The sequence below is a fragment of the Terriglobia bacterium genome, assembly GCA_020073495.1.
In the GTDB taxonomy this organism is placed as follows: Bacteria; Acidobacteriota; Terriglobia; order Terriglobales; family Acidobacteriaceae; genus JAIQFD01.
Genome location: JAIQFD010000006.1, coordinates 116,549 through 131,184 on the forward strand (window position 1 = coordinate 116,549; position 14,636 = coordinate 131,184).

Annotated in this window: 9 protein-coding genes; 4 read left to right on the forward strand and 5 right to left on the reverse strand. The window is 61.9% G+C overall.

The genetic code is table 11. From position 1 onward, the window contains the following. The first annotated feature begins 303 nt into the window (after positions 1–303). From LAN37_15070 to LAN37_15080, 3 genes are all read left to right on the forward strand, one after another. A complete protein-coding gene (locus LAN37_15070) occupies positions 304–1,473 on the forward strand; it encodes a PilZ domain-containing protein (protein ID MBZ5648534.1) in 1,170 nt (389 codons plus the stop codon). Between the two features lie 203 nt (positions 1,474–1,676). Continuing rightward, positions 1,677–2,000: a PilZ domain-containing protein gene (locus LAN37_15075; protein ID MBZ5648535.1), complete on the forward strand. Its 324-nt coding sequence runs from the start codon at positions 1,677–1,679 to the stop codon at positions 1,998–2,000. A gap of 6 nt (positions 2,001–2,006) precedes the next feature. Further along, positions 2,007–2,696 (forward strand): response regulator transcription factor, encoded by a 690-nt coding sequence (locus tag LAN37_15080; protein ID MBZ5648536.1) that lies wholly within the window; start codon positions 2,007–2,009, stop codon positions 2,694–2,696. 76 nt (positions 2,697–2,772) lie between these two features. Here LAN37_15080 and LAN37_15085 read toward each other — a convergent pair whose 3' ends face one another. From LAN37_15085 to LAN37_15105, 5 genes are all read right to left on the reverse strand, one after another. Further along, positions 2,773–3,144, reverse strand: coding sequence for a response regulator (locus tag LAN37_15085; GenBank protein ID MBZ5648537.1), 372 nt, complete (start codon positions 3,142–3,144; stop codon positions 2,773–2,775). A gap of 81 nt (positions 3,145–3,225) precedes the next feature. After that, a complete protein-coding gene (gene pruA, locus LAN37_15090; GenBank protein MBZ5648538.1) occupies positions 3,226–4,824 on the reverse strand; it encodes an L-glutamate gamma-semialdehyde dehydrogenase in 1,599 nt (532 codons plus the stop codon). Between the two features lie 1,034 nt (positions 4,825–5,858). Next, a complete protein-coding gene (locus tag LAN37_15095; protein MBZ5648539.1) occupies positions 5,859–6,509 on the reverse strand; it encodes an RHS repeat-associated core domain-containing protein in 651 nt (216 codons plus the stop codon). A gap of 187 nt (positions 6,510–6,696) precedes the next feature. Next, the gene (locus tag LAN37_15100) at positions 6,697–9,297 is read right to left on the reverse strand and encodes a hypothetical protein (GenBank protein MBZ5648540.1); all 2,601 of its coding nucleotides are present in this window, start codon (positions 9,295–9,297) and stop codon (positions 6,697–6,699) included. A 287-nt stretch (positions 9,298–9,584) separates the two neighbouring features. Continuing rightward, complete coding sequence (locus LAN37_15105) at positions 9,585–13,070, reverse strand: glycosyltransferase (GenBank protein MBZ5648541.1); 3,486 nt, start codon at positions 13,068–13,070, stop codon at positions 9,585–9,587. Between LAN37_15105 and LAN37_15110 the strand changes: the two genes are divergently transcribed. Continuing rightward, positions 13,069–14,577, forward strand: coding sequence for a glycosyltransferase family 39 protein (locus LAN37_15110; protein MBZ5648542.1), 1,509 nt, complete (start codon positions 13,069–13,071; stop codon positions 14,575–14,577). The genes LAN37_15105 and LAN37_15110 overlap by 2 nt on opposite strands. Positions 14,578–14,636 lie beyond the last annotated feature (59 nt).

Here is a 14,636-nt window from a genome sequence, read left to right on the forward strand (position 1 = left end):
TATGGGCATCATCTCCTGACAGGAATAATGAGTCCCCGCATCCCAAGTAAACCACCCACGGGCCAAGAAAGAGTTCATATTATTAGCCGGGAAAGGAGTGCGATGCAAAATGCCATCGTCCGCTCTCGGCTTGTCGGACGCCCAAACAGGCGGCCCGCTGCGTCGCCGCTCCTGGGCTGTGGCCCCCTCGGGCGGGATACACCCTCACGGACACTGACTTTCGTTCCCGTTTGTTGTAATTTTCGCATTGCGCAGGAGCGCCGCACAGGCAAGAATCGTTGATTCGGCTCTTGCTGGCTGACTATGGGCAACCGCAGAAAACTGCGATTAAAGATGGTGGTGCCGGTGCGCATCTGGGGCACCGACGTCGACGGCAAGCCGTTCAGCCAGCTCGCGCACACCCTCGACATCACCAGCTCGGGCGCGCGTGTCGGTGGCATGCGCGTTCTTCTGAACGCGCGCGACGTCGTCTGGCTCCAGTGCCGCCACCGCAAGTCGCAGTTCCGCGTCGTCTGGACGGGACGCCCGGGAGGCTCGCGCGAGCACCAGGTCGGCATCGAATGCATCGAGGCCGAACGCAACATCTGGGGCCTGGAACTCGAAGGCGAGCAGGCGATGGATCCCTACGAAGCTCCCGAGCCGGCCGGCGAGAACCTGGGCAAAGAGCATCGCCGCCACATCCGGTATTCGGTGAGCGGCCGGGTCGAGGTTCGCAACCCGTATGCCTCCTCCGGAGGATTCACGGCGCAGCTCGGCGACGTCAGCATGGGCGGCTGTTACATCCAGACCCCCTCGCCCTGGCCCATCGCCAGCCCGGTGCGCCTGGCCTTCCGCATCGGCAAGTTCGAGGTCGTCATGCGCGGCATGGTCCGCACCCACCACCCGGACGTGGGCATGGGTGTCGAGTTCACCGAGCCGCACAGCCCCGAGGATGCCGTCCTCTTCCAGCAACTCATGGACAGCCTGGAGAGGAGCGAGAGCGAAGCTTCGACGCCCTCCAAGGTGAAGCCCAACGCCGCCGCCCTGGCGGGCCGCCTCACCCAGACCACCGATGAGTTGCGCAAGGTCGAGGAGCTGCTCAAGTGCGTGGATGTCGATACCATCGTGCTGGGCGACTTCCGCGAAGCGCTGGGGCGCGTGCGCAATACGGCCTGGGCGGTGCAGCGCTGGATCGAGCTCCAGAGCGCCGAAAAGGACACCTTCGCCGTCATCCAGTACCTGAACAGCGAGCGAATTCGCCTGGCCACGCAGTTGTGCCGCAACCTGGCTTATGTACTGCGCACCACCGAGATCAAGCTGCCGGAGAAAGAGTGCCGCGACCTGCTGACCTCCGTGGAAGAGCTGTTCACCCTCCTTGCCGGCTTCGATTTCGTCCTGCACGACGAGAACTCTGACAAAAACTCCAAGGCCAGCAACGGCGACGAACCCCCGGGCAAGCATTCCAAGGCCCGTGCCGGCGAGCGTCGCAAGTAGCGACGCCTCCGCAGCCCCCTCCAGCGGCGCCGGGCCCCACTCCCGAACGCTGGCCGCGCCCTCCCCGAGGGGCCAACACTCACCCTCACCTTCGCATTGACCCGGGGGATACTTCTTGTTCTCCGCCTGGAATTTCCGTGATATAAACAGCCCACCCCGCAGCAGCAGCACAGTCCGGGCCGCGGCCCGGGACGGGAGGTACCGTGTCGGACAGCCGAACCGGACGGCGGTTCCCTTTGGAACTGCCGATCAGTATCCGGGACAAGAAGACGAAGAAGCTGAAAGGCACGACCTCCAACGTGAGCGCAGCCGGGGTTTACATGCAGGCCAGGGCAGACCTGGAACTCGGCTCCAAGGTCAAGTTTGAGATCATGCTTCCGGGCAGCATGATCGGGGCCAAGAAAGACGTGGCCATCGAGTGCAGCGGGCGCGTCGTGCGTTGCAGCGACAAGACGGCCCGGAAGTCCAGGTCGAAGGGGCCCGGGCTGGCGTGCGTGATCGATTCGTACAAGTTCGTCCGGAAATAGGGTGCCATGCTGAAACTGATTCTGGCGGACAATCAGGCGATCTTCCGGGCCGGCGCGGCGAAGGTGCTGGCCGTCGAGGATGACATCCGCATCATCGCGCAGGCACAGAGCGGCGAGCAGATGATGATGGCGCTGGAGAAGTTCCGCGCCAATGCGCTGTTATTCTCCGCCGCCTTGCATCCCGACCTGCGCGCCATCGTCCAGGTCGGCCAACGCAGCAAGACCCGTCTGGTGGTGGTGGCCGAAAGCGGCGATGACGTCGCGGCTTATCTGAACGCCGGGGTCCACGGCGTGGTCTACCGGAACGTCACTGGCGCTGCGCTGGTGGAGTGCATCCGCAAGGTGGCCAAGGGCGAGACCTGGATCCAGGACATGCAGGTTGCGCACCAGATGGCCGAGGCCGATTTCGTCGGCGCCCGCGTCCGCGACCGCCTCACCCCCAAGGAGTTGCGCATCGTCGCCCTCATCGTGCAGGGCTATAAGAACAAGGAGATCGCCAAGCAGCTCGGCACCACCGAGCAGGTCATCAAGAATTACCTGCGCAACGTGTACGACAAGATCGGCGTCTCCGACCGGCTGGAGCTGGCGCTGTTCACCATCCACCACCGCATCCTGGCGGAAGCGGCCGCCGCTACCGCAGCCGCCGCCGGCGGAAGTTCCGGACCGCAGCCACAGTCTCAGCAGCGGCCCATGTAGCTTCGCCCTTGGCTGCAGGATTCTGGCTCCTGGTTCTCTGCCAGGGGCCTTTGTGTTTGCAGCCGGGGAGGATTGCCTAGCGGGCCGGGGCCTTGTCGCCGCTTTTTAGCAGCTCGTTGACGATGGCGAGCAGTTCCTCGGGGTTGACCGGCTTCTCCAAGTAGAGATCGGCCAGCGGCTCGGCCGCCTGGAAGGCCTCCGAAACGTAGCCGGAAACGACCACCACGAGCGTCGCGGAGTGCGCCTTGGCCGCCTGCACCACCGCGCGTCCGTCGGCGTCACCCAGGCGCCAGTCGGTCACCACCGCGTCGAACGACTCCTGCTTGAGCTTCTCCACCGCCTCGTGGGCCGAGGTCGCAGGTGTGACTTTGTGTCCGGCCTGTTCCAGGATCGCGGACTTGAGCTTGACAACGTGGGGCTCGTCATCCACGCACAAGATCTTCGCCATGGTGAAGGCCCTCGCGCACGCGGCCTTCACGTGCGGCGACTGGATAGGCGCCCGCACGGGCGTCTCTACCCATCCGTTTCGCTAAATGCCAGGGATGATTTTCTCCCCGATCGACTTGGCCTGGGTAAACAGGTAGAGGTAATCCGGTCCGCCGGCCTTGGAGTCGGTACCCGACATGTTGAAGCCGCCGAAGGGGTGCGCGCCCACGATGGCTCCCGTGCACTTGCGGTTGATGTACAGGTTGCCGACGTGGAACTCGCGTTTGCCGCGCTCCAGCTTCTCGCGGCTGGTGGAGTAGATGGCGCCGGTCAGGCCGAACTCGGTGTCGTTGGCGATCTCCAGCGCGTGCTCGAAGTTCTTGCTCTTGGTCACCGCCAGCACCGGGCCGAAGATCTCTTCCTGCTCCAGCTTCGACTTCGCCGGGATGTCCGCGAAGACCGTCGGCTCGATGAAAAACCCGTCGCCCAGGTCAGGGCGGCGCTTGCCGCCGGTGATCAGACGCCCGTCTTTCTTGCCGTGCTCGATATAGTCGAGGATCGACTTCATCGAGCCTTCATTCACCACCGGCCCCATTCCTGGGTTCTGCGTGGGATCGCCGACCGTGATCTTCTCCACCCGCACTTTCAGTCTTTCCAGGAACTTGTCGTAGATCTTCTCGTCGAGGATCAGCCGTGAGCAGGCCGAGCACTTTTGGCCCTGGAAGCCGAAGGCCGCTTGCGCGACGCCTTCGACCGCCGAGTCGATGTCGGCGTCGGCGTCCACGATGATGGCGTCCTTGCCGCCCATCTCCAGCACGGTGCGCTTGATCCAGAGCTGGCCGGGCTGGTGCGTCGCGGCCACCTGGTTGATGCGCAGGCCGATCTCGCGCGATCCGGTGAAGGCGATGTAGCGCGTCTTGGGATGCGCCACCAGCTTGTCGCCGAAGGTCGCGCCCGCGCCGGGACAGAAGTTCACCACTCCGGCGGGCAATCCGGCTTCCTCGAGGATGGAGAAGAAGAAGCGGCAGATGGCCGGCGAATCGCTCGAGGGCTTCAGGATCACGGTGTTGCCGGCGACGATCGAGGCCAGCGTCATGCCCGCCATGATTGCGCCGGGAAAATTCCACGGCGGGATCACGACGCCCACGCCCAGCGGGATGTACCAAAGGTAGTCGCGCTCCCCAGGCAGCTGCACCGGCGGCTCCGCCTTGGCCAGGCGCAGCATCTCGCGCGGATAAAACTCGCAGAAGTCGATGGTCTCGGCGGTGTCGGCGTCGGCTTCGGCCCAGTTCTTGCCCACTTCGAAGACCATCCAGGCGCTGAACTCGTGCTTGCGCTCGCGGATGATCTGGCCGGCGCGCCACACCAGCGCGGCACGCTCCTCGACGGGCGTGCGCGACCAGGTCTGGAAGGCTTTCTGCGCGGCGTCCATCGCCGGATCGACCTCGCTGTCGCCGGCTTTCTGGAAAAGTCCGACCAGCTCGCTCGGCCTGGCCGGGTTGATGGACTTCAGCTTGGCGCTGGTCTTGACGCGCTTGCCGCCGATGACCAGGTCGTACTCGCGGCCCAGCTCGGAGCGGACCTTCTCGATGGCCGCGCGCATGGCGCGGGCGTTCTCTTCCTTGGTGAAATCGGTAAGGGGTTCATTCGTGAACGGGGTGTTGGGCACGCGGGTGGCGATCGGCGCTTCCACGGTAGCCATACGGGGATCCTCCAGATGATTGCTGCAAACCACTTATTTTACCATCGCCGACAGGTCGTGCCCCCCTCCCCCCACCCCCGATATGTCGAAACAAAGGAGTTAGCGACAGAGTTGTTGCAAAGTCGTTTGTTTTCAGCGCGGCGCTTGCAAAATATGTTTCCCAAAGGAGTTAGCGGGGAAGTTGTCAAAAGGAGCATGGGAGCAGCGCCCCCACATACTCATTATAGTGCGGCGGTCAATGTGGAAGATTATCTTAAAGCTATAATCAAGATATTGTCCCAATGGTGGCAATGGGTTACGAGGCAAAAATATTCCGCAAATCTGGAGTGGCGTGATCCGCACCCAGACAAGCAAAACCGGCTTGTCTGGGCCACCCCTACTCACCTGGGCCACCCGCCACGAGGTCCACCCGCTACGACTTCGGAACAGAGCGGCATGTGCCCTCACTGACAGCAAGCCGTAGGCCTTCAATCGTGCCGAGTGGTCGTTCCAGACGACACGTCCATTCAGGAACTGGGACCTGTGGCCCAATCGCAAAGAAATCAACGGCTGTCCCAGGTGCTCGCCCTCCGAATTCGTATTCGGTTATCCATAGATTGTCTGATGGACGTTCAGCCGCCAAAACTAGCCTTGTCGCGGGAATATCAGATTCGCGGATTACATCATCGGTTTGGAACTGCTGGCCAGGATTTCTCATGCCGGACCACATTCCATTCTTGCCTATTCCATAGACAACCCTGAGGCTTGGCGGAAATTCATCTGTGCTGTAATGGAGCTTGAAATTGCCTTTGATAAGCGTCGAAGTCAAAACTGGGGGCTTTTGAGGAAACGAGATGCCGTGCAATGGGGCAACCGGACCCATTTTCTCTTTCGCGGCAGCTTGGGACCCTGCAGGGGAAGATCGCAAGTGATACCAGAGCCCGAGGGCTATAGTCGCGAGAATCGCGAGTACTAAGAAAAGGCGCTTTGTCGACTTCATCCGAACCTCACATGTGATTGCAATACCTCAAAACACGCTCCTCCCAATGGCTCCGTCAATGACTCGTAGGTGAAGCTACAAGCACAGGTTGTGCAGTCCCGTACTTGAGTCTTGTTCCTTCGCCTAACGCCTGCGCGATGGGCGTTTCAAAGCCGTTGATGATTAACTGATCTTCGTATTGGCCGAAGTCGGAACCTTGCTGGAAATAAAGCGCATGGACCATTTCGTGAAGTAGCCCGATCGCAGGACTTTGTAGCTGGCCTTTGTCGCAGCGAAGTGCACATCGAGGGTTCCAATCAATAGTCCCGGTGATCTTGCTGAAAGCTGCTCCGCCGGTATCACACGGGACTGAAGTTGAAGCATTGATCGTGTATGTGTATGGCGACTTGGCGAGATATTGGATCAGCTGAGCTGCGGCGGGCACTTGCGAAAGGTAGAGTAATGCTTGGACATAAGACGCGCTGTCTCCGACTACCTGAAGATACTTTCCCGATGGATCTGTATTTCTAGTCGGGTTGTTCCATACATACGCGTAGAAATTCGGCTGTCGTCCAGAGAACCTCGCCGGGTCCTCACTTGCAAATCGCCCCACCGCCGGGTCGTAGTATCTAGCGCGGTAGTAATAGAGACCGGCTTTCGTAGTCCAACGGCACCGCTCTGTCACCACGACCTGACCAGGGCAAACAGAGATCTCGCCAATAGGCAAATACCTGTAGCTAGGAGTCCGACACCATTAATTAACACCCACGTCTCATCCCGCATGGAACCCACGCGGGGCGCAATGGTACACATTCGGAACGATACCTTGGTCAAGGCATTCTTGTTCGGGCTACGCGAGGTCACTATAAGCAGCGTACCCGTTCCGACGAGTAGCAAGGAAAGTACCAGCAGCATTACTTCGACGTTTGTTTGCAATCTTTGCACTCCTCCCATTTTGTGTCCGTCGAAACAGTTGCACCGCCAATCGCGCTTGCGCTAACTACCCAATCAAACCCATGCTGCAGACTTCCCGAGAACACCGAGATTCCAGTACCCAATCGCAAAGAAGAGTAGCTGGCACCGGGCAGCCCCCATGCAAACCCAGTACCGACGTACGCCCATTCACCAACAAGGCTGAGTGGGTTTATATAGGAATAGTTATCCTCTACGGTGTACTCTGATTCGGTAATTCCGATGGGCGAATAAGCAAGCGAGATCCCACCCCCCGCGCCGTGGAGCCGTTGGATAAGCCTTTTTCCTCCCACGCACTCCGATGAACAAGTAGCCCGGATTCCAGCTAGCGCAGGGAAGGTTCTGTAAGTTCCAAGCCACACATCGCATTTCCACCGAATGAGGCCGCTCGGATCTAACGAGTTCGTCGGGTCATTCTGGACGTATCGATAAAAGTTGATCTCGCCCCTAAACTTAATGGGATCCTCGCTGAGAAATCGGCCAATTGAAGCGTCGTAGTACCTGGCGCGGTAGTACATGAGGCCCGTTTCAGCATCGAGGTCCCGGGCCGTGTAGCGGTACGGATTGCGGGTCGTTCCGCTGGAGGCGGTCGTCTTTCCGAAGGTGTCGGTGGTATAGGTGTCGGTCAGCGAACCGCTGATGTCGGCCAGAGAGGTGACCGAACCGAGGCCGTCGGAGTCGTAATACTTGGCCGCTCCGCTGGTGAACACGTCGAGCGGCTGGTCGATTCCGGCGCCCTGGCTGTAGCGGGCCAGGACGGTTCCGGTCGCATCCACCTCCTCGATGACGTTTGCCCCGTCGTACAGGTAATTCGTGGTTGCGGTCGGAGAGACCTTCTGGATCCTGCGCCCGAACGGATCGTACTTGAAGGTGATGGTTCCGCCGCTTCCCGGCAGAGTGACGCTGGTCAGACGATTCTCGTAGTCCCACGCGTACGTAGTGGTCCCGTTCGAATCGACCTTGGTCGCGGTGTTCCCGTTGTTGTCGTAGGTGTAGGTAACGCCAGGACGCGAGGTCAGATGGTTCGAGTTGTCGTAGTTCCAACCTGAATCGCTGACGGTGCTGAGGCGGTTGCCGACTGCGTCGTAGGTGTAGTTCTCAGTTGTGTTCAGCCCCTGAACCACCTGGGTGAGCTGGTAAATGGGGTCGTAAGTGTAGTTCTCGGTAACGGCGTTGAGCTGATTCACCTTCGAGGTGCGGTTGCCGACATTGTCGTAGGCGTAGGTGGCTCCGTCAACGGTGGTCAGACCGACCTGGTGCAGGACCGAGAGCAGGCGCGACAAGTTGTCGTAGGCATAGTTGGTGCTGACGCCGTTGGGCCGGGTCTGTTGCGTCCGGCGGGAGAGCGCATCGTAGCTGAAGCCGAAGCTGTTGGAGTTGAAATCGGTGAGGCCGGTAAGCCGGTTGAGCGAATCGTAACTGTAATTGGAAACGCCATTGGCCGGGTCGGTCATTGAGGTTCGGTTTCCGGCGGCGTCATAGGCATAGGAAGCCGTGTAGGTGTGGCCGCTGAGGAACGAGTAATTCGTGGTGGTCTGAGTGAGGCGTCCGATGTTGTCGTAGGCGAACTGATAACAGCTGGCACTTGAGCAGCTGGTGCCGTCCTGAACTTTGGTCAGGCGTCCCGCCTTGTCGTAGTAGTACCAAATGTAGCTCCCGATGTACTTGTACGAGAGCCGGTCGAAGCTGTCGTAGTAGTAGCTGCTCTGCTGCGACTTGCGGTTGACCTTGGAAGCCAGGTTACCTACGGAATCGTAGGTATAGGTCTCGTAGAGAGTCGAGGGGAAGGTGGTCTTGCTAATCCAGCCGTTGAAGTTGTAGGTGAAGCTGGTGGAATGGTTTGAGGCGTCGGTGATCGACGTCAGGTGGCTCTCGTTATCGTAGCCGTAGCGGGTCACGTGGTTGGCCGCATCGGTGACCGAAGTCAGCCGGTCGCTGTCGTCATAAGCATACGTCGTGGTCTTGTTGTTTCCATCCGTTACCGAAGTACGCCGGCCCCGCGTGTCGTAAGCAAAGGTGGTGGTGGTCTGGTCAGGGTAGGTGATGGTGGTCAGCCGGTTGCGTGAGTCGTAAGCGAACGTGGTGGTGTGCGATAGGGCGTCCGTGACAGACGTGCGGTTTCCCCGTGCGTCGTACTGGTAGCTCGTAACATTGTTCTGGGCATCGGTGACGGTCGCGACCAGACCGGCCGTGGTGTAGGTCATGGTGGTGGTGTGGTTGAGAGGATCGGTGACCGTCAGTGGGAAGCCGTGAGAGTCATAGGTGAAGGTAGTGGTGCTGCCTGCCTGGACACCATCCGGGGATGGGGTAGTGGTGGAAAGCAGGTTGCCGTTCGAGTCGTAAGTATTGGTGGTGGTTTTGCCCAGGGGATCGGTCGCGCTCAGCACCTGTCCGAAGCCGTTGTAGGTGTAGTCCCATTCCGTGTAGTCGTTGGAATTGCCCGCCCGCTTCCATCCGGTCAGATTGCCCATGGAGTCGAAGCTCCGGTAGGTTGGGCGGTTGAGCGGATCGATGATCTCGGTCCGATTGCCGGGTGGATCCACGGCGTACGTGGTGAACAGGCCGCCGGACTGAAGATTGCAGGAAGCGCACCCCGAGGAATAGTACTTCGATATGTAGTAGCCGTTCCCGATCTTCTCGAAGCTGACCTGTGATGCCCCACCTGCCGCAGTCGCCTGCGGTCAGTGCCTTGGTGAACGGCTACCTTGTCCCTGTTCTCGGCCACCCGGGTCCGGCTCTCCGTGGGATTTTCAAAATACGCCAGCAGAGTAGCCGAATTTTCCACAAGTCAACAAGAAAGTGATTCTTGGTCTGAAATCAGAACAAGGGCCTACACCCGCGCCATGGGCAGCGGCTCGGCGGTGCGTTCCAGCTTGTCCCAAGAGAAGGGACGGCCGTCGACTGCCCGCTTCAGAGTCTTGAACAGCACGATGGAGAACAACTGGCGGTAGGCGAAACGCTGCAGCCACACCTGGCTCAAGAGCAGCCAGTCTTCCTTCTGGCGCGCTTCCTTTCGCTCCAGGGTGAAGGCGATGGCCGAGGCCGCGAAATCGATGATCAGGAAGGCGAGGAAGTACACCACCAGGCGAATGAAATCGGCCGGGTTGGTCGAGTCAGGGTGGAAGTATTTGTTGATGCCGTAGGTAAGCGCGCCGAAGGCGAACATGATGTCGATGAAGGGCGAGACCAGGGGCAGCAGGATCTGGAAGATGAGGATGTTGGGCAGGGCGATCCAGCCCAGTTTGCCGCCACGCTGGAACGCCGCCGCGTGTTTCCACACCGCTTGCAGGATGCCGAAGGACCAGCGGAATCGCTGGCGCATGAGGCCACTGGCGTTCACGGGCGCCTCGGTGTAGGCCAGGGCGCGATCTTCGTACTCGACGCGGTAGCCAGCCTGGAGCAACGACATGGTGAGGTCGGCGTCTTCGGCGACGGTGTCCACGTGGAATCCGCCGACGGCGCGGACGGCCTCGGTGCGCCAGGCACCAATGGCGCCGGGCACCACGCTGACCGCGCCCAGGATATTCAGCGCGCGCCGCTCAAAATTCTGGCTGGTGATGTACTCCAGCGCCTGCCATCGCGTCCACAGGTTCACCCGGTTGCCAACCTTGGCGTTGCCCGCTATGGCGCCGATCTTGGGATCGGCAAAGTTCGGCACCAACTGCGAGATGGCGTTGCGCGCGATGACGGTGTCGGCGTCGATGCCGACGAAAATCTCCTCGTGCACGTGCTGCAGGCCGTGATTGAGAGCCTCGGCCTTGCCTGAGTTGGGCTGGGAAAGGATCAGAACGCGGCCCTGGGCCACTTCGCGCGGAAACGCGTCGCGCGCCACCTCGAGCGTGGCGTCGCTGGAGCCGTCGTCGATGCAGATGACGCGCAGGTTGGGGTAGTCGGAGCGGAGCGCGGCGCGGATGGTGCGCTCGATCACCTTCTCCTCGTTATAGGCGGGGATGAGGACGGCGACCGAGGGCTGGTAGTCGCCGGCAGCCCGTGCGCGCTGGTGGCGGATCAGGCGGTCGAGCACCGCGAGCAAGCCGATGATCAGCAGACGCGCGCTCATCAGCACGTCGCCCAGGCGGAAGACCCAGGGGATAAAGGTGTAGTAGATCGCACCCAGCATCCAGAAAGCGAAGAAGTTGGTGCGGGCCGACCAGCGCTCGCTGTCGGGGATGGGAGGCATGACGTCGGCGCGGGTCTTGCCCAGGAGCGCGGAGACGGGCACCAGATTGTAGCCGCGGGCGCGCAGCTCGCGGACGATCATGGGCATGGCGCGCACGGTCTCGCTGCGGTTCCCGCCGCCGTCGTGCAGCAGGATGATGTTGCCGCAGGGATGCGGATTACAGCGCTCGTGCGTGATCGGGTTCTCATCGAGCTGGGAGAGGATGGACTGCACGATCTGCTCCGCCGTGGGACGCGGGTTGTCTTTCCAGTCGCTGGGATCGATCTTATTCCCCACGCTGATGTAGCCGAGGTCCTGGGTGATCTCGAGCGGGCGCACCTGGTCGGCGGTGTCGGGCTCCTGGTCGATGGAGTAGGGCGGACGGAAGTAGAGCGGGTGCACGCCGATGCGCGCGGCGAACCAGCGATCCGGCAGGTTCATCTCGACGCGCATGAAGCGGCGGGAGATGTTGCTGATGTCGGGATGCGTCCAGGTGTGATTCCCGATCTCGTGGCCCTCGTCGTACATGCGCTTCACGAGCGCGGGGAACTGCTCGGCGTCGACGCCGATGACGAAGAAGGTGGCCTTCACGTTGTCGCGCTCGAGGGCGTCGAGCATGAGGGGCGTCCACTTGGGGTCGGGCCCGTCGTCGAAAGTGATGGCGAGGTCCTTGGGGCTGGCTCCGTACTGCTCGACCTGGTAGGGCGTGGGGATGTCCGTGATCTCCTCGTTGGTGATCAGGCCGGTCTGCGGATCCACGGTAAGCTTGCGCTGGCCGTGCTTGGGGCGCTCGGTGATGCGCAGGATCTCGCCGTGTCCTTCGTAGTCCACGTCCTGGCCGGGGGGTACGTCGCGCAGCTTGCCGGGAGCGAGCGGCTCGCCGGGAACGTCCCAGACGGCCCACAAAGAGCGGTCTTCCGAGCCGAGGCGCCAGAGGGCGAAGGTGGTCACGCCAAGCCGCTGCGCGGCGCGCATCTGGTTCAGCGCCGTGACCCCACCGAGATACCAGACGTCGTGGCGCCGGTTGTTCTCGTCCATGTACGCGTAGTGCGGGTTGAGCGAGTCGCCGTCGAATTCGATGTCGGTTTCCGATTCCTGCGCGTGCAGCCATGCGGTCTGGACGGACAGGTCCTCCACGCTGCCCGGCAAGCCGGGATGCTTGCGCCCGCGTGCGGGCACGGGCGGGGTCCAGTCATAGCCGTAGTTGCCGATGGCCACGATGAGCTTGTCGCGGGGGACGACCTTCAGGACGTTCTGGAGGTTGCGGGTGAAGAAATCCTGCGAGGCGACAGGGCCGGGGCCGCTGGTGGAGGAGTGCTCGTCATAATCCATCAGGATGACGCCGTCGCTGTGCCGGGCAATGTAGGCGTAGTCGTAGTCATCGTCGTCGGCGGGCAGGTTGACGTAGAGCTTCATGCCTTGCGCATGCAGGTCGTTGTTGAGCTCGGAAACCAGCGCGCGGAAGCCGGGCTGCGCCGCGGTGGGGATGTCCTCGAAGTCCACGCACAGGCCGCGGTATTTGTCGGAGGCAAGGAAAAGCGCGATCTGAAGGCGAAAATTCTTGCGCGCGTCGGGGCTGGAAAGGACCTGGCCGATGATGTCACCCAGCCAGGCGCGGGTCTGCGGCTGGAAGTTGTTCACCAGGGGGAAGACTTCGATCTCGGCCTTCTCGTCCTTGAGCAGGCGCATGACCTTGTCGTCGGCAGGGCGGATGGCCGAACCGCGGATGACGTCAAAGAACTTGTTATCGCTGGTGACGGCCTGGAGCTTGCCGTCCGGTGTCAGAACGTGCAGCCACTCGGGATAGAGCAGGTCGATCTGCGGGAGATATTCCTTTAGCGAGGCGAAGCTGGCGGCGTCCCACTGCACGTAGTAGGCGGCGCGGATGCCTTCCACGCTGTTCAGCGGCACCTGCGAGCCTCGGCGCGTGGCGGCGCGAGGCGTCTGGCGGGCCGGGCGACGGCGCTCCTTCTCCTTCAGCGCTCGGTAGGGGCGGGGCGGCTGGGGCAGCAGCAGACTGGGAAGATTCTCGCCGCGCAGCACGGTGACGATAAAAACGATGATCACCAGCGTGATGGCCACGCCGACCACGTCGAAGACGCGGCGCAACAGGCGCCAGCGCTTGCGTTGGGGATCGTAGAAGATCGGCTTGACCATGGGCGATTCTGAACTCATCGTACGGCGAGCGGCGCGGAGCGCGCAAACCCAGCTCCTCCGCGGCGGGTTGCGCCGCGAGGATGACAGCTCCCGGAGTGGCTGTTATATTCCGCGCGTGCACGACCTGCTGCGTAAACACGCTGCGTTCTTTCTCGTGTTCACCGCCGCCGCCTTGGCTCTGCGGCTGTTGTTCCTGTGGAAGTTCAGCTTTGTCCAGGGCGACTCATTCGTCTACGGCGACATCGCCAAGAACTGGATGCTGCACGGCAGCTATGCGATGACCGACGACGGCGTGACTGTGCCGACGCTGATCCGCCTGCCGGGATATCCCGCGTTCCTGGTCGCGGTGTGGTCGGTGTTCGGGATCGAGCACTACACCGCGGTGATGCTGGTTCAGATCGTGGTGGACGTCGTGACCTGCTTCCTGGTGGCGGAGCTGGCGCGCGCGACGGCCGGCGAGCGCGCCGCGCGGATCGCCTTCGCGCTGTGCGCACTGTGCGTGTTCTTCGCCAATTACGACGCGACCGCACTGACTGAACCTCTGGCCATCTTCTTCGCCGCGCTGGCCTTGCTGGGAGCGGTGAAGGGACTGGAACGGCTGAGGAACGGGCGGTGGGCCGGCTGGTGGATCGTCTGCGGGCTGGCCACCGGCGCGGGCATACTGCTGCGCCCGGACGGCGGCATCCTGCTGGTGGCGCTCGGCGTTTACCTGCTGCTGTGGATGCTCGTGGTGGGCGATGCACGGCGGGTGATGGCGGCGGGGATGATTGTGGCGGTGCTGGCGCTGGCGCCGCTGGCGCCCTGGGCACTGCGCAATCAGCGCGTCTTTGGCGTCTTCCAGCCGCTGGCGCCGCGGTATGCGAACAACCCGGGCGAGTACGCGCCCACCGGCTTCTATCGCTGGGCCCGCACCTGGATCGTGGATTACATCTCGGTCGAAGACATCGAGTGGAAGGTGTCGGGCGAAGAGATTGACGCCGGCAAGCTGCCGGCGAGGGCCTTCGATTCCGAGTTGGAACGACAGTGGACCTTCGCCCTGTTCAACATCTACAACCGGACGCTGAAGATGACGCCGGAGCTGGATGCGCAGTTCCGCTCGCTTGCCGGGGAGCGGATCGCCGCTCATCCGGTGCGCTACTACGTCTGGCTGCCGGGGCTGCGGGTGCTGGACATGTGGCTGCGGCCACGCACCGAGGCGCTTCCCCTCAACAGCCGCTGGTGGGAATTCCGCGACGACCCGCGCGACGCGGCGATCGGGAGCGCGCTGGGAGCGGCGAACCTGGCACTCATCGTCCTGGCGGTGATCGGAGCGGTGCGCGGAAACGTGCGCTTTGCCGGGGTGATGCTGGTGTGGATCGTGCTGCGCTCGGCTTTCCTGTCCACGCTGGAAAATCCGGAGCCGCGGTACGTGCTGGAGTGCTATCCGGCTGTACTCGTACTTGCGGCAGCAGTGTTCCAAAAAAGGAAAGGCCGGGAAAGTCCTTGGGCAGATTGTGAAATTTCATAGATGACCTTCCAAATTCTGCAACCGGGGAACGGTTGACCGCTGTAAGTGTTTAGTGCCAC